A 21991-nucleotide genomic window follows, 5' to 3' on the forward strand; every position below is an offset into this window, starting at 1 on the left:
TACCATTGTTTGGTGGCCTTGTATTTCCTTCGCCACTACCATTGTTTGGTGGCCTTGTATTTCCTTCGCCACTACCATTGTTTGGTGGCCTTGTATTTCCTTCGCCACTACCATTGTTTGGTGGCCTTGTATTTCCTTCGCCACTACCACTGTTTGGCTCACTTTGCTTTTGCTCTTCTTGTTTCTTTAATTCTTCTTGTTTCTTTTGCTTTTCTTTTTGCTTATTTTCATTCGACTGTTCAGTCGTATTGGCTATTTTCGCATTTGGAGAAGAATCACGCTTCTCACCTTTAATACGTAATTCGCTACCTTCTTGAACTACACTGTTCGGCATTTTAAATTGCGACTTATCTGTAGCAAAATTAGTCATCATTTCTTTAAAAATCAACTGAGCAATCTTCGTATTTTTACTACTAATATAATTTTCTTTACTATCTTTTATATATCCAGTCCATACTGCCATCGTATATTGTGGTGTATAACCAGCAAACCAACTATCACGGGTTGCACTTTCTGGTAGATTATATTTTGCTATTTGTTCTAAAGAATAGTTTGTTGTACCTGTTTTACCCGCTATATCTAAAGAACCTATATTAGCTGTTGTACCCAATCCAGATGAAACAAAAGTACGAAGCATATCAGTAATCATATATGCTGTAGAATCCTTCATAACTCGTTTTGGCTTTTGCTCAAAGCTTTTTGATTTACCATCTGGATAAACGACTTTCTTAACAAAATGCGGTTTCGTATACTTACCATCATTACCAAATGCCGCATAAGCACCTGCAATTTCAGTTGGTGACGCTTCATTTGTACCAATCGCTGTTGATTCGGTCGGTGCTACATTAAATGTAATACCTAGCTTTTCAGAGAAAGCTTTTGATTTATTAATTCCTACTTCTTTTGCAGTTTTTATTGCCGGGATATTTCGGGACGTTTTCAATGCATCACGCATTGTAATTGGTCCTAAATGCTTTCTATCTGCATTTCTAACTTCTTGTCCTGTTGAATACTTAAATGGAGAGTCATCAATTTGATGGTAAGTAGCCCATTTTAAATATTCAATTGCAGGAGCGTAATCAAAAATTGGTTTCATCGTTGAACCTGCTGAGCGATTTAACTCAATCGCCATATTATGCCCTTTAAATACAGTTTTATTTTCACCACGTCCGCTACCAATTGCACGAACTTCTCCAGTTTTCGTATCCATAAATGTGAACGCACCTTGGAATTTCTCATTTGGATAATTAATAATATTTTCATTTAAAATCTTGTCCGCAAAATCCTGTGCCTTTGGATCTAATGTTGTATAAATTTCTAAACCGTCAGATCCAATATTAGCATCTGGCAACTCTTTTTCAACTTCTTTCACAACCGCATCCATAAAAGCAGGATATGGCATTTCTTTTTGTTCAGTTGCTTTCTTAAGACCTTCTGTTACTGGAACTTTTGATGCTTCTTCCATTTCTTTTTTTGTAATATAACCATGTCGATTCATTAATTCAAGTACAACATTTCTTCTTTCTGTTGCTTTTTTGATATTTTGTTCTTTCGTTGGATCATAGCTATTAGGCGCTTTCATTATACCAGCAAGCATCGCAACTTCTGTTAGTGTTAAATCCTTCAATTCCTTACCATAGTAATTTTGTACCGCTGTTGCGATTCCATATGAACGGTTGCCTAAGTAAACTTTATTTAAGTACATTTCTAAAATTTCATGTTTTGAATACTGTTGTTCTAGCTTGTACGCTAAATATATTTCTTGCACCTTTCTCTTTGACGTTTTTTCCATTGATAAGAAGTAATTTTTAATAACTTGCTGCGTAATCGTACTTCCACCTTGAGAGCCGTAATCTCCTTTTAGGCTGACTAAAACTGCACGTGTAGTACCTTTAAAGTCTACACCTCTATGCTCATAAAAACGTGCATCTTCTGCTGCTAAAAACGCATTTTCTACTAATTTAGGAATTTGACCATACATAATATTTGTTCGTTTTTCTTTCCCATATTCATATATCAATTTCCCATCTTTATTATAAATTTTTGAGGATAACGGATTAACAAGTTTTGTTTTCTCAAGTTTTGGCGCATCCTTGATCATAACGAAAAAAGTAGCAACCCCTGCGACTAACCCTACAATACCAAGTAATAAACAACTAATTAAAAACTTACGAAAAAATGATGTTTTACCTTTTGGTTTTTGTTTTTTAGCATCTGGTTGTTTTTTCTTTTTAACTTGTCGTCGCTCCTCTCGAGAACGATAATTTTCTGACATGCTACTTTCTCCTGCCTTTCAATTCTCCTGTTGATTTACTTAAAATTATTGAGGTTACCTTCAGAAATATACTTATATTTAAAAAGTGTGCTAATCAGAAACAGTACATAGTTTTATAATCTATAGATTATAAAACGTAGATTAACTCTTGAACGAACTATTCCATCTCTATTCTGTATAATAATGCTGCCCCTTAAAGCAAAAAAATTGTGAGCTGTTCCTCATCTCTTTGCACTTTATCTAATATTTGTAATAGTGAGTTCTTACATTACTCGTATAATATAATGGTTCTTGTTAGCATAATCGTAATGAAAAGAATGTAAAAAACGATTCTTTTGATGTAAAAAAGAATCGACTTCTAATTTTTCGAATAAAATGTTCCCCACTGTGTTATCACTATAATGAATATCCGTCTCCGCAATTTCCCCCAAGAGTCATACCGGTATCCACTTGATTCTCTGTAATTGGTGAATACTTGACTAAATCATATTTTGTATAAGTGAAAATATCACCTAATTTGTCAATTGGATATTGTAGTAAAAATGCCCCTGCAATCAGAACCTTAAAGGTAGATGCGTAAACAAACCATTCGTAAGGTAATCGATAGGTAACTGCCCATTTTGTATCAGCGTCGATTGGATAGTAACCCAGTCAAGCGTCGAACTTTTCTCAAGTTGCGTGGGTGCTCAATGAGGCGTATGAGTTTCATATTTAGTTTTCTCTACTTTTTCTTTTGCTTCCATCTAAAATGGTTCACCTGTAAAAAGTTTTACACTTGCAAGACTTAAACTTAATACTCCAACACACATCCCTATTTTTAACATCCTTGTACTTTTCAAGATAATCAGTCCTTTCGTGTTTAGCAGTACTTAAAATAGATGTCAAACCAGACTCAATGTATCATGTTTGGGTACTAAGTTTTTAGGATTACATTTAATAGACAATTTAAGTAATAAATTTGTTCCACTTTAATATGAGGAAGAAATTTGAGTTTGTATAGTAACGGAACCGAAACGCTAATAGGGGGACAACAACGAGAAATGAAATTTCATAGAAAATCCAATCTTAGCTTGATAGACATGTATTACCATCAGCGTTTTGGAACATTATCACGCTAAGCAAAAAACCTCACTTTTCATCTTTTTTAAGATAAGAAGTGAGATTTTTCGTTTTGGTGTATTTATTTTTCTTAACTTGATGGTGACCAGTTTTTACCCATATAGACGTAATTTTTTTTACTTTTCTGTAATATTTACAAATTCAACGGCTCCCTTACCCTCAGTACCTAAAGCCGTATTCAATTTATTTATTTCCTTTGTTAATTCTGGTTCTTTCCCCTGATTGACTAAATTAAGATTCCCAAAAGATTTATTAAAAGATAGAAATTGTCTTGTTTTTTCTTTCCCATTTATTTCTTTAAATAAAGTATCATCTACAATTAATAGGATTTCGTTGGATCCACCACGATATGGCGCTAGCCATACATCACCTTCATACTTAGTACTCATTTTTTTCCCGTCATATGTTATTTCTTTTAAGTCCTTATATTCTTTATTTGCAAATAAGATAGTTTCATCTTTTTCTATTTTTGGTAATGAATCAATAGGAGCTGAAGTCATGTCCCCCTGATTATTATCCCTTTCACGTATAAGCCCCTTTTTTTCCATTTTTTCAGCAGTTGTTCTACTAATAAATAGTAAATTACTAGGAGTATCCGCCCCTGCATCCCCAAACTGTGTCGGGAGCTTTATGTTGAGCTTGTTATTATCTATGCTCCCCTCTTTTATTTTGAATTGGTCTTGTGATATGGTTATATCTTTGTATAGGTCTATTATAGAATTTCTTGTTTGTTCATTTAACTGCTCCACCTCTATTGAAAGTCCATTTGCTGGAGAGTCTTTTGTACCAAATAATGAACATGCTCCTAACATGGTAATCGAAATGCCAGCTACTATTAATAATCCAAGTCTCTTTTTCAATCTATATTCTCCTTCTTTTAATTATATTTGAATTTAAAAATCGTCTTATACATTTTTTTCAAGTACTGAGAACGAACAAAGTAAAAGTATATAATTTGCAAAACTAAGAAACAAATTAATACCATAACTGAACTACCTAAGACTGAAAAATCGGCTAACTCTTGCAAGGCCGTAAAAGCTACTGCACTATGTGTAATTGCTATTACAATGGGTAAAAAGAATAGTAATGCAAGTTGACGTGTCACAATTTTCTTTAATTCAGGTTTACTTAAACCAACTTTTGCTATCATTTTATATTGCTGCTGATTTCGTTCTAAGTCTGTGTATAATCGGAAATATAAAAAGCTTGCAGCAAACGTAAAGAAAACAATACCTATTAATACACTCATGATGGATGCAAGTCCAAAACCTTGTTTCATCACTATCCATGTAAATATTAAAGAAGAAAATTTATATTGTTTGTTGTATAATTCAGGCTCATGTATACCTTCATTATCTTTCTGAAGAGTAGTCACGATTTTTTCAGCAACCTTTTTTGTTTGATCCCAATTTTTCACAATAAAACCATTGATAGTCGATTGTCCATATTGTTTCTCTGGGTCTACAATCATTTGATTATATAAAACGTCTGGTACAATAATTATCGTGACGGTTGTATCTTGTAGTTCTTTCGGAGCTAGTATTTTATCTACATGCATATCTTTTTTTATATTTTCATGCAACAATTGAAATTCATTTTGATTAGATTTTGTATTAGCGACTTTTTTTGAAGGAATGACAAAACTACTATTTTGATCTTTTAAGCTTTCTTTTTCAAAATCAAATGATTCTGCTAACCTATTGTAATCACTTATTTTTATAACGCTTAATAATACATTGCTGTTATAAAGGGTATCTGGAATTTGTTTTATGGAATAGGCTACTTGTTTGAATTTAAACCCACCATTATTGAGTTCGCTTTCTATTCTTTTTAGATGCTCTTTTTCTAAAGGATTATTATTATAAGACTGATAAGAAAATGCGAAGGGACTATTTGATTCAGCCATGGCTGTGTTACCTAATCCCATACAAGTTCCCACTGCAGTGAAGGCAACAGCAGATATAATAGTGACCATAAAAAACATTTTTGCATTATCTTTTAATTGATACACTAAATCTGAGATGGTGAGTATGTTTGTTTTCTTAAAGAAAATATTTTCCCTTTTCTTTAATACACGTAACACATACACACTGAGCTGTGTAAATAAGAAGTACGTTCCAAGTACAACAAAGCTCACCCCTATCGCCATCATGAATAATACATATTTCACATCCTTGTAATGAATTGCGTTAACACTATGGAAAACAGCTGTATATCCTAATCCAATACAAATTAGTGCCAACAAAGATAGCCACAGGGATGCTTTTGGTTCAGGCTTTGGCTTTTCTTCTGCTTTTATTAATTCTACTAATTGCTCTACATTTACTAGTCGAGAAGTGAAAAGTGAAATAAGTAAAAATAATAAGAAGAAAGCTCCAAATGTTATTCCAATTGCTTTAAATGGCATGTAAAATGGGAGTCCTTTATCAATCATTAGCAGATTGTTGCTCATAATTAAGATAAACTTAGAGAAAGCCATTCCAATTGTAATTCCTGTTAAAATAGAAGCGATTCCAATTATTATATTTTCAATAAATACTAATTTATTCAACTGTGAACGTGACATCCCATGTAGCATTAGAATTCCAAAATCTTTTTTTCTTGTTTTTAAAAATGCACTTACAGAATATAGGATAAAGAAGAATGAGAAGAAAAATATTAACCCCTGCGATATCTGTAATCCTGACTTTGCAAATGTATTGATTGTTACACTGGCAGCAAGGTCGCCTTGTAAATTAGGATGAAATGCAAGTAATGCATAAGTAAAGAAAATCATAATAGCAAACGTACTACTTAAAAAATGAGCCAAATATGTTCGTTTACTTCGAATGACGTTATTAAATGCGAACTGTCGAAAAGTCATTTGCATTTCCTCCTAATAATGCTAGAACCTCTAGAATTTTTTGATAGAATACTTTGCGATTATCTCCACAATAAATCTCATTGTATAACTGTCCATCTTTGATAAACACAATTCGATCACAATAACTTGCAGCCATTGCATCATGTGTCACTAACATCATCGTTGTGCTATTTTCTTTATTAAGCCTTGTCAATAATTCCATCACATCACAAGCAGATTTTGAATCCAGATTTCCTGTAGGCTCATCCGCAAGTAATAATTTTGGATTATGAATAGTAGCTCGTGCGATTGCTGTTCTTTGTGCCTGGCCACCAGAAATTTCATACGTACGTTTATCTAGTATTTCAGTTATCCCTAGTTTTTTAGCAATAGCTTCCACTTTCCCTTCCATTTCTCTAGGGCTTACACCATCAAGTGTAAGTGGAAGAACAATATTTTCTTTCACTGTCAATGTATTTAGGAGATTAAATGATTGAAAAACAAACCCTAATTCACGTCTTCGAAATAAAGACAACTGATCTGGAGATAACAGATATGGATTTTCTCCATGAATTAATACTTTTCCTGACGTTGGAACATCTATAGTAGACACCATATTTAATAGCGTTGTTTTACCACTCCCAGATGGTCCCATAATTCCTACAAATTCACCTTTGTTTATTTTTAAATCAATATGGGATAATGCTGTATAAGAAATTTTTCCAGGATAAACCTTCCCTAAATCTGAAACATGTAGTATCTCCACAAGTATTTCACCTTCCATTTCTCTTTTCGATACATGAAGTGTAACCTATATTTAGTATGTCCCCTATCGATTTCCCTAACATTTATCTAACAAGTTTGTAAGATTCAAAAGAAAAAACCGATGAATAATCTTTCTTTCATCGGTTAACGAGAGGCATACGGGAATACGATTCTAACTTTCGTCCCCTTACCTACCTCAGATTCTAGCTCAATTTTATGATTTAATTTTTCACATACTTCTTTAACAAGATATAATCCCATTCCTGTAGACTCTTTGAATTTTCTACCATTTTCTCCAGTATAAAATAGATTAAAAACACGTGGTAAATCAGCAGTAGGAATACCCACTCCATAATCTCTTACTTCCAAAATAATTGCTCGTCCTTTTGAATACGCCGATACTATTACTTTCCCTTTCTTACTTGATGAATATTTAATTGCATTTGACAGTACTTGATTGAGTATGAATCGAAACCATTTCTTATCTGTTTCTACAATAAGACTCGGATCTACTTTTACTTCTGGATACACATAACTACGTATAAACAGACGTTTATTTTCATGAATAACAGAATCAAGCATTCCCAATAATTGCAATCGTTCTACATGAAAATCCTGTTCAAATGTTTCTAAACGAGCAACATATAAGACCATTTCTAATCCTTTTTTGATTCTTTCCGTTTCTTCATTAATACTGTCAAATTGAGAGTCATCTGCATCTTGTGTAATTAACTCAATAACAGAAAGAGGTGTTTTCATTTGATGAACCCATTGATTCATAAAAGTCATTTGTTCTTGTTGTTTTCGTTCCCATTTTTTTAATTGGTTTTGATAATATTGATATTGAGTTTGTAGTAATGTTTCTAAGGCCATTGATAACGGAGTCAAATCACTATCTTTTATTGATTCATTTAACGTTTCCATTGGTGTTGATAGACGCTTGTAGAATGAACGATGACTATAATAACGATATATTAAATAACCCATTAATAAAAAAACACCCAAAAATACAGAATATAATGCTGTCAAAATATGTGGATAACCATCAAACCAATATATAAAAAGAATGATAAGCAATTGGGCAAATGTATAACAAATGAGTGGAATATGTTCTTGTAAAAATAATTTCATTATTCCTTTCCTTCCCTCTCCCAAGTAGCATGCAAACGATATCCAGCACCACGAACTGTCTCCAGTGCGTTTTCAATACCTAAATCTTGCAATTTCCTTCTAATTCTCCCTATATTTACACTCAATGTATTCTCGTCTATATATGAACTATCCCATAGTTGCTCTAAAATCACTTCACGTTTTACAAGGAGTGGAGACTTTGTTATCAATATTTCCAATAAAGTGGTTTCTTTTCTAGTAAGTATAATTGTCTTATCTTCTAGTTGAAGTTCCATTCTTTCTGGGAACAGGAATAATCCTGATTGCTCAACTATTCGTTCTTTTACTTTAGGAGCATATTCACCGTATGCTCTCCTGAGTTGACTACGGATTTTAGACATTACAACTTCATAATAAAAAGGTTTCGTAATGTAGTCATCACCACCATTTTCTAAAGCCATAACTTGATCCATCTCTCCACTCCTTGCAGATAAAAATATAATTGGACAAGTAGAAATAGCTCGTATTTGGCGACACCAATAATAACCGTCAAAATTAGGTAAATTTACATCTAATAGCACTAAATCTGGTTTTATCTCTTGAAATATTTCTAAGATATTTTCAAAATCCTCTATAATAACACTTTGGTATCCATATTTTTTTATATGAGTTCCCAGTAATTCAGCGATTTTCATATCATCTTCTACAATCATGATTGTATTCATTTCGTAATCTCCTTTAATTTAGGTGTAATTTTTAAAGTTCGTTTAGTGTTTTATATTTTATTTATTTAAAAAAGATGATATCTTATATCCCCCCTTAAATGCAATAAGTATCCATTAAAGTGTATATTTATTGTTTCTAAATTAATAAACATAATAGAGATGGTATTCATCTTTTTTTCTTTACTTAAAATAGTATGTTGACTCTTCAATTGGATGAGTAGGATATAATTGAAAAAGCACCCTGTTTACAGGGCGCTTCATTTTACCAATTTATTCCCCCATTTTTCTGTACATTAAAGGAAATATTGAGACCTGATTAAAATAAATGAAAAAAGGTGTTGAACAAAAGTTCTACACCTTTTTTTCTAAATAGAAATAAAACAACACACCATCAACTGTATTATATACCCCATACTCTGCTCCATGAAGTTCTAAGATGTTTTTTGAAATGGCAAGTCCAAGTCCTGTTCCACCTTGCGACCGTTGTCGTGCTGTATCAACCCGGTAAAAACGATCCCAAATTTTATCTAATTGATCTTTTTCGATATGGGCACCTTTATTTTCGATGCAGATTTTTATTCGACTTGGCTCATCTATTGTAGAAACAATAATGTCTTCTTTTTCTGGAGTGTAACGAATAGCATTCGTGATAAAGTTTGTGATTACTTGTTCAATAAGACGATGATTTGCAATGACTTCAATCGCAGAAAGATGTGTGTGAATATGTAATTGTTTTTTTGTTATCTCCAAAGATAACTGTTCACATATATGCTGAATGGCAATGTCAATATAAAAAACATCCATCTGCATTTTATACGTACCGGATTCAAATTTTGCTAACTCAAGCATATCTACAATCATCATATCCATCTTATCTACTTCTTTTTCCATAGCCTTAAAGTAATACTCTCTCTTATGATCTGCAACACCATCTTTTAAAATAGAAATACAACTTTTCATAATACTTAGAGGTGTCTTTAACTCATGCGATACCCCAGAAATAAATTCTTTTCTTGTATTTTCTAATTTTTTTTCTTTCTCTATATCTCGTTGTAACTGTTCAATATGTGAGTGTAATGTATTTGAAAGTAAATTAATATTTTGAGATAAATCACCAATTTCATCTCTCGATGCGACTGAAACCCTTTCTGAGAAATCTAGGTTTGCAATTCGTTTAGTTGTCTTGTTTATTTGTAATAAGGGTTTGGCTATCTTTTTTGAATAGTAAAAAGAAGATAGAAAAATAAGAACCAACACAAGCAAAACAATATAGACATAGTACTCTTTTATCATTTGTACAGCTTCATCAACTGGCTGCAAGGAAGCCATTGAAAAAATGTATGTTACTTCACCATTCTTGTCCTTTATCGGTTTTATTATTATCTTATATTTAATATCATTCTGTTCATAATCTATTTCTTGTAACGAATTGTAGTTAGCATTCTTTTTATTAAGCAATAAATTTGCCTGAAACTCCTGTATCCTTTCCATAAATAAATTATTTGTATAAGCAAAATTAGATTGTTCATTCACACCCGAAAGTTGAACATTTGTAATATTGCCTTCTAGGTATGTTATAGGTAGTTGTTCTTCGGATGCTCTTTTATATTCTTTAGTATCTATTTTAGGGACTTCTATAGAATTATATTTATTTTTTTGCTGTATTAAAATATCAGTTATTCTTTTTTCTAATATCGGATTTATCAAATTTAGATTTTTTGTGTTAGAGAATAAAAGATATGGAATAAATGTAGAATTATTTTTTATCCCCTGCAACATAACTGTTTTTCCTAAAGGGAATATTTCATTTAACATATCTCTCGTATAATCGTCCTCAAACTTGAAATTATACAGTGGTATAGAAATTGTAGAGTCCGCGAATTGCTTTTCTTTATTTTTAGACGGATTTAATTTTACTTCTATATAAAAATCATTTACATTCTTTAAATACCCCTTACCATCTAATGTGGTAATCCATGTATTATGTTCTCGATAGAAATCTTGCTCTAGTTTTTGATTAACTTGTGAATTGCCTTCACTTTTCAAATAATCCTTTTCAAAATAATTCACGTTTATTTTGACATCATTTACTTTTTTATTCGTATAAAATTGTTTAAAGAATATTGTTTGTCCAACAATAATGGTTGCCAAAATGAACATACACAACACTGTTGTTATCATAAATAATTTTAATACAATTCCTCTTTTCAATATTTGACCTCCAGTTAACAAGCTGCTCGACAATGATCATAACACTCTTAAATTTACCTTCCCATTCATTCCATGTTTCACCAACATGTCTATTCACTATACAATCACACCAATTAATAACAGCTAAGATACATGTTTTATAAAAAACTCCCTTGATCAACTTGTTTTTGCTTTATATATTTACAACTAACCATCTACATATTTTGTCATAGCTTTTAGTTACGATTATATGATACATGTTTTATGTAAAGATAAAATGCATTTTATCTTTACATCTGCAAAAAAAAGCCCTACCCACGTGTCAACATAAAATATATGTATAAAAAAAGAAAGGTAAGTTTTTCTATGTGATTATTGATATGGAAATCTGGAAGAAAAATAGATTTTGTTGCAAGATATGTATAAGATTTGAAATTTATAATGTAAAGCTTCTTTATACATAGAACGCTTGGAATGGATATGGCTAAACACTATATATAGCCATTGTTATTTATTGTACGAGCTCACTGTATAAAAAAAAGAAATTATATGTTTAGACATAATTCGAAATCATTTCAATCGATTTCCTGTACGTTAGAACACTCGTTTTAAAACTTAAAGGATTATGTGGACCTAACTATCTATTGAATTAAGATATTATAAGGGCCTTTGGCGCAAATCTTCTCAATATTTTTATCAATTCCTATTTGAGTTGTATAGGCACAATTTCTCCAGAAATGAGCAACACAATAAAAAAGTTGAGGATTCCCCCAACTTTTTTATACATTTATTGTCTTATTAATCCTGTAGATGTAACCTGATATTTTCTTTTCTTTCCTATATATTCCTGTTTTCCATTCTCAAGGTTAGTTAAAGTCGCTCGTGTTTTTTCCTTTGCTGCTTCCCCTTCTATATGAGTTAATTCTATATAATCCCCTACTTTTATAGATACTGTTTGAGTTTCAGCATTTTGTTGTCTATTTCCCACGATTTCCTTATTGTACATAACGCTACCGGATGCGTTCTGGACTTTAATACTTGCATATGTACTATTAAAGTAAGAATGCGGTACGCCAGCTTCTAATTTGATTTTCATCTCTTCTGCTGTTTTATTATAATCTACTTTTACAATTTCTCTATCACTATATCCTTTTAAGGACCATGCAAATTGTTTCCCGTCTAAAATTGTTGTCTCTGGCATTTTTTCTACTTTCTTTAAGCCCTCTTTTGTAAACTGATACCTTGCTGTCTTTCCAATGGTCTCATTTTTGTTATTTTCAAGATTCGTTAAAGTTGCTCGTGTCTTTTCCTTTGCTGCTTCCCCTTCTATATGAGTAATTTCTATATAATCACCCACTTTTATAGGTACTCTCTGGGTTTCAGCATTTTGTTGTCTATTTCCCACGATTTCCTTATTGTACATAACGCTACCGGATGCGTTCTGAACTTTAATACTTGCATACGTACTAGTAAAGTAGGAATGTGGTACACCAGCTTCTAGTTTTACCTTCATCTCTTCTGCCGTTTTGTTATAATCTACTTTTGCAATTTCTCTATCACTATATCCTTTTAGGGACCATGCAAATTGATTCCCTACTAAAATATCAGCATTTCCATTTGTAATTCCTACTTTTTTCTCTACAGTTCGATCAAATATATCTGTTAATGTAATTTTAGCATAAGCTGTTTGAGGCAATTGCATAGTTTGACTTACCTCAGTTTGATAGGATTTAATATTGTCAATTACTTTCAAAGCTTGTCCCGTTAACTTTTCATTGTCATAGATTTCAATTTTCCCTTTAAACTGGGGAGTACTTTGTTCTTTCAATTTCCAAGACACATTTAATTTTTCATTTTCAAAACGAATATTTTGAATATCAAAATCCAAATTTCCCATTTCTGGTTGACTAGGCTGATTTATATTAAAAGTCTTTCCAGTACCAATCGTTGATTGCGTATTTCCTCCTGCCTTAACCCATACATATTCTGAAGTAGCTCCTCCATCGTATTGATAAGAAGTATCATGTTGCCCAGAAATACGCTGATTGTTCCAAGAATTCCATTGTTTATTTGAAACTTTTCTGCTATATCCATTTTTAAGACGTGCTTCTCTTACATCTTGTCCATTACCAGCCCAGTCCTCTTGAAACATCGATAAACCATAATTGAATGCAACATTCGCAACTGGATGATCCATAATAGCAACTAACTTCCATTGATTTAATTTATTATCTTTTATCCACTGGCCAAACTTTGTATGTCCATCTTCTTGCCAAGAACGTAGAGTCATTCGATACCATTCACTATCTTTCCAATTATAAGTTGTTTGAACCTTCAGACCTGTTCCTTCTCCCCCAAATCTACTGGCTTCTGAAGTCGGCGATAAATATTCGGCTTTTATTGCTTGGTTTGATGCTATTGGATCCCAAAGCGCAAAATGAAGGGTACGTTTACCGGTTTGATCAAAACCACTTTGTTGTTGGAAGCCAGCATACCCGCCACCCTCTCCTCCCTGATTCCAGTTATGTACCGCCCAATACGTATAGGGTGCCGTTTGGACCGGTGACCAGTCTATGCTAATAATATCTGAAGCAGCAGTATTTTGTGGTGTTACATAAACTGATGGGGCATGAGATCGAATTGCTGCCTCTGTACTAGAAATTGGTGTTCCATACATTGAGATCATGGTGCAAGTCGCAGTAATCATAACAATCTTTTTTATTCTTCCTCTTGTTTTGACTTTAAACATAACTTCCTATCTCCTTTTAAATTATTTTATTTACATTGAATAATAACGATATACATACAATTAAACAAATTATGTAAAAAAATAACATTAGCTATATTACTTAGGTATGTTTAATGTTTTTTTCACTACTATCACTAATCAAATTATAGTATTTTGTTATAAAATCGTATGATTTGGGACTAAATGTAGACTGAAAATATTATAAATATTCATAAATATGTAGTTTTAGATATTTATGATGAAAGACCTATAAAATAAATTCACTGATTTTGTGATAGATTTCTTTCCTTTATTAATTACACAATTAAACATAAATTTGTTTACCGAAATAACATTATGTAAACTTGTTATGTGACAAAATGACTTATCAATTTGCCAGTGCCTTATCATTAGATAAAAAGAGTCCACTAAAAAACATAGACTCCTTTAGTTGCCTAAACATTACATATATTGCAATTGACCAAAAAATTAACATTAGATTCTTCTGTTAGCTTATTTAATATTTAATAACGTAGATAATGTATTCCAAGGTGCATTTGTAGATGTGTTTTGATATTTGAATTGTCCATTTTGCTGTCCCGAAGCATCCCATTTATATTCCCATCCATCAACTGTTCTATCACCATTAATATCAATCATCTTAGAATCTACTTTTTTTAATTTTTGACCACTCATTTGAGCAATTGGATTTCTACCATATCCCATTTCATTTGTATAAATGTATAAATAGCTTCCTCCATGATCTTTAACTGTACTTAAATTGTTGGGACCAATAAACTCAACTCCGCCTAATTGAGATTCAACTTTTACTACATTTAATGATGTTAAGGGTGGTGCTGGTGCTGCAGATACATCTGTCGCTAAACCAACTGTTGCTCCCACTACTAATGATGAAACTCCTAGAATCATTCTTTTTAACATACACTCATCCCCTTTCGATTTAATACAAATTGATTCTATCATACTAACTTCATACATTACCTTCCCTTTGAAAGAGTTAACAAAAAGTACCTATTTATATATGAAATTGTGCATATTCATTGCTTTTTACCATTTACACTTACCATTAATCCTACTAAAGCATAATTAGTTCTCTACTCTAATTGACTTACCACATTTGGATCCATTTCAAATTAGCTATTTTAAAAACGAATAAGTTGTGAGTAGTTCAATTTTAGCAATCCTATAATACACATCCCCCTCTAAAATGCACACACTTAACATATTAATCTATAATACTCTTCTTACTATTTGCTTTTTTAGATAGAACGTTGGCTCATCTTGCCGGGACGAAAATACAAAATTTTCGCTTCAAGGGAAATTTAAACCCTAGATCGAAAGCGCTTTGGAGCTATCCCATGCCCGTTAAGCTAAGAAAAGCGAATATCCAAAACAAAGAATATGACAAGGTTTAGATTATAATATATGAAAAACAACTATTTTCTAAAGGTTTGTTAAGCAGCTACAATGAGCCAGTATACTATGTTACTAATGAAAAAGGACCTGATATGAATATCAGATCCTTTTTCATTATGTATAATTATTTCACTGCTTCTTTTAATTCTTTTCCAGCTTTAAATGCTGGTGCCTTAGAAGCAGCGATTTGCATTTCTTTACCTGTTTGTGGATTGCGCCCTGTTCGTGCAGATCTTTCACGCACTTCAAATGTACCAAATCCAAGAATCTGTACTTTCTCTTCATTTGCAAGAGCATTTGTTATAGTTTCTACTACAGCTTGTATTGCTACAGCAGCATCCTTTTGTGTAAGTTCTGCTTTTTCTGCTACTACTTTTGTTAATTCTGTTTTATTCATTTTCTGCACCTCTTTATATATAATTTGAGACTATTATAACGTGCCTATACTTATGGTGCAATTATCAACATATAGAAACTAGCTAATTATGATACGGAAAATTTTATACTTCCCGCCTTAGCTGATTTCCTTATCATAAAGAAAATCAGCTAAATACGTAGTTATTGATTTAGAGGTTGATTACTTTAAAATTTTATCAAATGTTTTTTCAATTTTATCAGCATCCTTTGATATTGCTAAAAGGATATAGTTATCTTTTGTTTTTAAGACATGTTTTTCTATTAAAAAATATTCGTCCGGAAGATAATCTTTAAAGCTTTTGGATTTTTTTTCAATCCTACTTGAAATTTTTTCTTTAATGTTTTTTACATTTTTCATATCTTTTACTTTAACCACAGCAATTTCATCAGCTTTAATATTTGTAGGAGCAGTATATAGCACAAAACTTTCGATATCATCAGTATTTATGTTATATAGCTTTTGAAGCTTTTTACTATCTCCTTCCTTCATTTCTTCTAAGTTCGCAACCTGTTTAATCTTCTCCCCTATTTCTGTAGCTGAAAGGTTATTAACATTTTCTTTTTTTTCAAAACAACCGCTTAAAGCTCCTAAAGTAATCACACAAACAATAATAGTAATAACGAATTTTATATTAAAAATTTTCAACAATTTTATCATTAGTTTAACTTCTCCTTTTCATTTAGTTGTTTCAAACATTTAATTTAAACAAGGATTCTAACGATTCATATTTAATGAATATCGCCATAAACATAAATTAATTAAAGACGAGGATAACACTCTTGATAGCTAGGACATATATTAAATACAATTGATTCTCTTATTCAGATAAATTACTTATAGATGAATCTTCAAAGAAGGTATTTCCATTATAAAGCACTAACACATCATTAATTTTATTTTTCTGTACCAACATATTTAGACTATCTGTATAGTATCTAAGATCGACTATATGAATTTCACTAAAATGTGGTAGTAAAAAAGGCAGTAAAGAATTTGCATAAGAATCTTTGAAAACTAATAATTTTCCCCCACTCTTATTATCAGTTTTTATTTTTATTAATGGATGATTCCCATTGAAAAATACAGTATATTTATCTTTTTTCTTGATGTTCTCCATTTCATAAAGAGAAGTTGACGTTTTGCTTTCATCACCATACTCTAATTTATATTTATTAGCTTTCTTTTGTTCATATAATTCAATACTATCAGGATCTATATTTCTAAAGCCTGCTTTTGAATATAGGGATCCATAAAAGCTATTTGTAATCTCTTTAATGTTGAATGAATCACTTTTATTAGGAGTGAATTTCATGTTTTTTCCCAGCTCTTGATAGGCATAATATGCGCCTTTAGTGGTCCAATGATGATCGGTTTTGTAATATATATATTCATCTTTTTTAGAACTCAATACAGGATATACATCAATAAAGTTTATATCCTTATCTAAAGATTTTTTTACTTTATTAATATACATAAGCTCATCACTATGAGAAACATAGTTTGGGAGCTTATTTTCTAAAATACTAATTGCTGTAGGTACTAACATGACTTGCATTTTCACGTTAGGATTAGCAATATGAAAATCATTTATTGCTTCTATTTTGTTTTTTACATCTTGTTCTTCAGGCTTACTAAACTTTTGAAGTAAAAATCCATCTTTACCTATATACACACCATTATTTTCTTTCTTTCCTATTGTTCGTTCCATATCAGATTTCACACTTATCCAAAAGTCCCTGAATGCAAACTGATCAGAAATATATTTTTCGTAATTAGAAGTGAATTTTTTTCCTATTAGATTTTGGAAAGAAAACTCTGGCAACTGTTCTAGTTTTCTATTTTCTGTATCTGAAAATATTTTATTAGGAGTTAGTAAATTTACGCTGAACATCCCTCCTATAAAGAGTGACAATAATCCTGCCATCGTACATTTGTATATTTTTTCATACCGATTCAAGTAACTCACCTCTTTCAAACAAGTACGATATCATTAAAACCTAAAATATAAGAATGGATTATATGTGTCATTTACTAAATACCCAGTTGAAAGAACTGCTAGTATGACATAAAAAACTGGAATACCAATAGCACCTGTTAACTTTAGCTTTTCTCTAATATATACAAACGCTCTTTTTGGGAATGGTGTTGAACAAATTGCTAGGACAATAAAAAGCATAAAATTGGTTGTTGTATAATATAGAGTTTCATTATCCAAGAAAACAGATTGATTAAAGCCAAACATTGTTCCTAAGAAATTCATTGCTACTGATAAGTTTTCAAATTCAAAAAATACCCATCCAATTAGAACAATGATAAGTGTATACACATGTCCGATAAAGCTCATCCTATTTTTAAGCCATTTTAAAAGAAATAGCTTTTCTAGTGTTACAAATAATCCAAAATACAATCCCCAAACAATAAAATTCCAGTTCGCTCCATGCCACAATCCTGTTAAGAACCAAACTATAAATAAATTTCTAAGTTGCTTAATTAATCCAGTCCGATTTCCGCCGAGAGGAATGTATACATACTCTCTAAACCACGAACCTAATGATATGTGCCATCTACGCCAAAATTCGGTTACACTTTTTGAGATATAGGGATAGTTGAAGTTTTCTGGAAAATCAAACCCAAACATTTTACCTAGTCCTTGAGCCATAGCTGAATATCCTCTAAAGTCAAAATAAATTTGGAAAGCAAAAGCAATAATCCCCATCCATGCTGTAATGATTGTAAGTTCTGATATAGAAGTTTCTTTTACACTTGTCCAAAGAAGTCCTATATTATTAGCTAAAAGTACTTTTAACGCCAGTCCTCTAACAAATAATTCCATACCTTCACCAAAACGATCTAATGTTACTTTTCTTTCTTGTAATTGTTTATCGATATCACTGTATTTTATAATAGGACCTGCAACAAGTTGAGGAAACATCGTAACATAAGTACCAAAAGAAATAATGTTTTTTTGCGCTTGTACTTTTCCTAGATAAACATCAATTACATAAGACATCGTTTGAAAAGTATAAAAAGAGATCCCTACTGGAAGAGGAAGAGTCTCGACCGGAAGATTTAAGTTAAAAATCGTATTGATGTTATCCACCACGAAACCATAATATTTGAAGAAACCAAGTATTCCTAAATTTATTATTATGGAATTAATAAATATCGCTTTTGTAATACCCTTTCTATCTCTATATTTATCTATAAGCACCCCATTAATATAGTCAAATATGGTAGAGAATATCATAATGACTATATACACTGGCTCACCCCATGCATAAAAAATGAGACTGACGATAAATAATATACAATTTCGAAGAACTTTAGGTGATACGTAATAAATAATAAGAGCTAATGGTAAGAACATGAAAAGAAAAATTAAACTACTGAACACCATTGTTCTTTCACCTCCTACAATTATTTTTTCTTGAAAATTTACAGTCCTTACATAAGAACTGTAAATTTCAAGTATAGGTACTACTTAACAGCACCTTTTAATTGTTCAAGTAGTAGCTTGTAATAATTAACTTTAAAATGTACACCATCTTGGTCATGTAAATCTTTGTTATTTTCAAATATTGGAGATAAATCAATGTACTCTGCTTTCTCAGCTTTTGCTAATTCTTTAAGTTTCACGTTATATTCATCAATATGTTTATATTGTGGGTATTCTTGTAATACCTTATCTGCAACTGGTGTAACAGATAAAAGGTGTATGCTTACATTTGGAAGTTTTTCTTTTATTTTTTGTATTAATTTGGAATAGTTATCTATTGAAAACTTAACTGGATTTTCGATAGGTTTTCCTTCGAGATCCATAGGCATCAGTAAATCATTCGTTCCAAAACTCATAAAAATATGTTCAGGTTTTTTTTCTATTACTTTGTTAACATCTTCCTCTATTGCGATTGCTGTAACTTTCCCCTTGTCAGCAATAATATTTTTATCTTCTATTAATTCTTGATCAATCATTCCTTCAGTAATGGAATCTCCAAAGAATAAGCTATTTTTAAAAATAGGTTTATACGCACTATCTTTTGATGTTTTTTCATGCGTAGCATTTTGAGTAACCTTATTTGATGGTTTTTCAGTCCCGTTATTTACACAGGCTGCGGAGGACAATACAACAGCCCCCGTAAGTAGACAAACGCATACTTTCTTTAACATTTCTATCTTCCTCTCAAATCATTATTTCATAAGCACTGGTGTATATAGCACTGCTATTTTGTTTTCAATATGGACCTTCCGTTTACAAAATATAGATTAAGCGTTATAGGTAAAGATGAGATGCAGATTATATAGATATAATTTAAAGAATCCACATTTTGAAAATTAGTTATTAAATAACTTAACAGATGAATAATTTTATGCTTATATTTCTGAAATTGAATATGAAATTTGTTTGAAGAAAATGTGTTTAATAACCCATGAAATGGTTTGTTAATTGTCGATTTCAAGGTAGGGAATATGTGTTAGTTTAAACAAAAAAGGAAGTGAATTATTGTAGCTAGCAATAATTCACTTCCTTTTTATATTAGCTTTATATACATTAAACAAATTAAAAGAAATAAATAAAACACGTTTTTGTTTATTTTAATTGATTTTTTAAATATTCTAACCAAATCGAGTAAAATTCAGGTTTAAAATGGATGCCATCATTAACATAGAGATCTGGATTATCTTTAAATATCGGGGACAAGTCGATAAAATTCACCTGTTCTTTCTTTGCTAACAATTTAAATCCTTCGTTAAAATCATTAATGTTATTATAACGCCCTTCTTTTTGTATACGCTCTGGTGTAACTGGTGTAATTGATAGGATATTTATTTTTGTATGAGGTAATTTTTCTTTTATTTTTTGAATCAGTTGGGAATATTGGGTTATTGCAGATTCTTTTGTTTCACTAAGATTACATAATCCAAGTAAAATAAATATATTTTTCGGTTTTTGATTAACTACTTGCTCTATATTTTTTTGAGCATCTCCAATTGATTTCCCTATACCACTTACAATGTTTTTTTCGTCTAATATATCAATATCATGAAGTCCATCTGTAATGGAATCCCCTAAAAATACACTTGATTTAAAAATAGATTTAAATGTCGAAGTATCTATATTAGACGAAGAGATGTGCTCTTTTTCAAAAGTGGTAGAAGAAGAGTCTGTTTTAGGGACTGGACTAGTAATAACTGTCTTACTATCTGGATTTCCGCAAGCTGATAAAGCGATGATACTTATCAATGGGATTGTAATTATTTTTTTAATCATATACAATTTCATTCCTTATAGTGCTTTTATTAGTAAAATTAGATAACATTTTTACTGATAAAAACCAAATTTTAAAGATAACCATGTATATACTATAGACGTTGATCTTTCTGGAAATTTAATTGAAAATGATCCGATTCATTGTATACTCCAAATTCATATCCTTTTTCCTTATAAAATTTAATGATTTCTGGAAGTGCTTGTAATGTCTGTGGTTTTTCATGCATTAACACCACTTCTACATCCTCTGTTGTTGTACGTTTTACATCCTCTATAATTTGCTGGGGATTATCTTTTAATTTCCAATCATTTGAATCAATTGTCCAATCCCAAACTTTCATTCCAGCTTCTACAATTCGATTACGAATTTCCTCACCCTTTAATCCTGGTGCAGATCCATATGGTGGACGGACTAGTTTAGGAGTTGTACCCGTAATATTATGAATAAGATCTAACGTTTCTTTCATCTCTGGTACAAATTGTCCTTTTTTGTATAACTTATCACTATTATGTGTCATACTATGTGCACCAATATAATGCCCTTCTTTTACTGCTCGTTTTACATTTTCCTGAAAACCTGTATTTTGTAAATTGCTACCTTGCATAAAAAATGTCGAAGCAACATTTTGCTCTTTTAGTACATCTAAAAATTTCCCAGTTAATTCGCTAGGACCGTCATCAAATGTTAAATAAACAACTTTTCCTACTGGCTTTCCATCAGGTCTTTTTTGTTTTGCCGGTGATGTTTCCTTTTTCTTTTCTTGTTGTTGCGTATTAACATATTTCATACTTTCCTTAGCCACTCCCTTCGCTGGGGTAGAGTTCCATTCCCCAATTAAAAAGAATGTGAAAAAGGTCGTTGCTAATACAACTCCTAGAGATATTATTGCCTTAGTTAATACACTTGTTTTTTTCTTTTTTTGTGATTCTTTCATTATTTTTCAATCCTTTCCCTATTAATTTTCATATTCATTATTTATAAGGCTGAGCCTTTACTCGACTGAATCATTAGTTTCAACCGGTATTTACAATAAATAGATTAATAGAGACGGATAAAGATAAGATGCAGATAATGTCGATTTTGTTTAAAAATGATAAAAACGTGTAGAATTT

Annotated in this window: 16 protein-coding genes; all 16 read right to left on the reverse strand. The window is 31.3% G+C overall.

Going from position 1 to position 21991, the window contains the following annotated elements:
• Nucleotides 1-2275 (reverse strand): transglycosylase domain-containing protein (locus JDS98_RS23645; RefSeq protein WP_199634387.1); only part of this gene is annotated, 2275 nt, incomplete at its 3' end.
• A 1235-nt stretch (nt 2276-3510) separates the two neighbouring features.
• On the reverse strand, nt 3511-4254 hold the full coding sequence (locus JDS98_RS23650; protein WP_199634388.1) for a lipoprotein BA_5634 family protein: 744 nt from the start codon (nt 4252-4254) through the stop codon (nt 3511-3513).
• A 17-nt stretch (nt 4255-4271) separates the two neighbouring features.
• Complete coding sequence (locus tag JDS98_RS23655; protein ID WP_199634389.1) at nt 4272-6257, reverse strand: FtsX-like permease family protein; 1986 nt, start codon at nt 6255-6257, stop codon at nt 4272-4274.
• Entirely contained in the window at nt 6232-7002 is a 771-nt protein-coding gene (locus JDS98_RS23660) for an ABC transporter ATP-binding protein (protein WP_098912095.1), read from the reverse strand. The genes JDS98_RS23655 and JDS98_RS23660 overlap by 26 nt, the downstream gene beginning before the upstream one ends.
• 143 nt (nt 7003-7145) lie before the next feature.
• Nucleotides 7146-8132: a sensor histidine kinase gene (locus JDS98_RS23665; RefSeq protein WP_098912078.1), complete on the reverse strand. Its 987-nt coding sequence runs from the start codon at nt 8130-8132 to the stop codon at nt 7146-7148.
• Nucleotides 8132-8836: a response regulator transcription factor gene (locus JDS98_RS23670; protein ID WP_098710997.1), complete on the reverse strand. Its 705-nt coding sequence runs from the start codon at nt 8834-8836 to the stop codon at nt 8132-8134. Before JDS98_RS23670 ends, JDS98_RS23665 begins: the two co-directional genes overlap by 1 nt.
• Before the next feature lie 351 nt (nt 8837-9187).
• Nucleotides 9188-11047: a sensor histidine kinase gene (locus JDS98_RS23675; protein ID WP_199634390.1), complete on the reverse strand. Its 1860-nt coding sequence runs from the start codon at nt 11045-11047 to the stop codon at nt 9188-9190.
• 766 nt (nt 11048-11813) lie between these two features.
• On the reverse strand, nt 11814-13775 hold the full coding sequence (locus JDS98_RS23680) for a DUF3472 domain-containing protein (protein WP_199634391.1): 1962 nt from the start codon (nt 13773-13775) through the stop codon (nt 11814-11816).
• A gap of 492 nt (nt 13776-14267) precedes the next feature.
• Nucleotides 14268-14753: a DUF4879 domain-containing protein gene (locus JDS98_RS23685; RefSeq protein WP_199634392.1), complete on the reverse strand. Its 486-nt coding sequence runs from the start codon at nt 14751-14753 to the stop codon at nt 14268-14270.
• Nucleotides 14754-15315: 562 nt separating this feature from the next.
• Nucleotides 15316-15588, reverse strand: a complete 273-nt coding sequence (locus tag JDS98_RS23690; protein WP_199634393.1) for an HU family DNA-binding protein — start codon at nt 15586-15588, stop codon at nt 15316-15318.
• 180 nt (nt 15589-15768) lie between these two features.
• Complete coding sequence (locus tag JDS98_RS23695; RefSeq protein WP_199634394.1) at nt 15769-16266, reverse strand: DUF4358 domain-containing protein; 498 nt, start codon at nt 16264-16266, stop codon at nt 15769-15771.
• Nucleotides 16267-16426: 160 nt separating this feature from the next.
• Nucleotides 16427-17566 carry a DHHW family protein gene (locus tag JDS98_RS23700; protein WP_199634395.1) on the reverse strand — a complete coding sequence of 380 codons (1140 nt, stop codon included), beginning with the start codon at nt 17564-17566 and terminating at the stop codon, nt 16427-16429.
• Nucleotides 17567-17599: 33 nt separating this feature from the next.
• Nucleotides 17600-19006, reverse strand: coding sequence for an MBOAT family O-acyltransferase (locus tag JDS98_RS23705; protein WP_199634396.1), 1407 nt, complete (start codon nt 19004-19006; stop codon nt 17600-17602).
• Between the two features lie 80 nt (nt 19007-19086).
• Nucleotides 19087-19776, reverse strand: coding sequence for a GDSL-type esterase/lipase family protein (locus JDS98_RS23710; RefSeq protein ID WP_199634397.1), 690 nt, complete (start codon nt 19774-19776; stop codon nt 19087-19089).
• A 421-nt stretch (nt 19777-20197) separates the two neighbouring features.
• Complete coding sequence (locus tag JDS98_RS23715; protein ID WP_098912084.1) at nt 20198-20878, reverse strand: GDSL-type esterase/lipase family protein; 681 nt, start codon at nt 20876-20878, stop codon at nt 20198-20200.
• Between the two features lie 92 nt (nt 20879-20970).
• A complete protein-coding gene (locus JDS98_RS23720) occupies nt 20971-21813 on the reverse strand; it encodes a polysaccharide deacetylase family protein (RefSeq protein ID WP_000665153.1) in 843 nt (280 codons plus the stop codon).
• Nucleotides 21814-21991: the final 178 nt, after the last annotated feature.

Origin of the sequence: Bacillus cereus group sp. N11, from assembly GCF_016483605.1 — a bacterium.
Classification (GTDB): Bacteria; Bacillota; Bacilli; order Bacillales; family Bacillaceae_G; genus Bacillus_A; species Bacillus_A toyonensis.

Coding starts and splice junctions, on each gene's coding strand:
- JDS98_RS23655 (WP_199634389.1), bottom strand. CDS start 6,257: ATGACTTTTCGACAGTTCGCATTTAATAACGTCATTCGAAGTAAACGA.
- JDS98_RS23665 (WP_098912078.1), bottom strand. CDS start 8,132: ATGAAATTATTTTTACAAGAACATATTCCACTCATTTGTTATACATTT.
- JDS98_RS23670 (WP_098710997.1), bottom strand. CDS start 8,836: ATGAATACAATCATGATTGTAGAAGATGATATGAAAATCGCTGAATTA.
- JDS98_RS23680 (WP_199634391.1), bottom strand. CDS start 13,775: ATGTTTAAAGTCAAAACAAGAGGAAGAATAAAAAAGATTGTTATGATT.
- JDS98_RS23685 (WP_199634392.1), bottom strand. CDS start 14,753: ATGTATGAAGTTAGTATGATAGAATCAATTTGTATTAAATCGAAAGGG.
- JDS98_RS23690 (WP_199634393.1), bottom strand. CDS start 15,588: ATGAATAAAACAGAATTAACAAAAGTAGTAGCAGAAAAAGCAGAACTT.
- JDS98_RS23695 (WP_199634394.1), bottom strand. CDS start 16,266: ATGATAAAATTGTTGAAAATTTTTAATATAAAATTCGTTATTACTATT.
- JDS98_RS23705 (WP_199634396.1), bottom strand. CDS start 19,006: ATGGTGTTCAGTAGTTTAATTTTTCTTTTCATGTTCTTACCATTAGCT.
- JDS98_RS23710 (WP_199634397.1), bottom strand. CDS start 19,776: ATGTTAAAGAAAGTATGCGTTTGTCTACTTACGGGGGCTGTTGTATTG.
- JDS98_RS23715 (WP_098912084.1), bottom strand. CDS start 20,878: ATGATTAAAAAAATAATTACAATCCCATTGATAAGTATCATCGCTTTA.
- JDS98_RS23720 (WP_000665153.1), bottom strand. CDS start 21,813: ATGAAAGAATCACAAAAAAAGAAAAAAACAAGTGTATTAACTAAGGCA.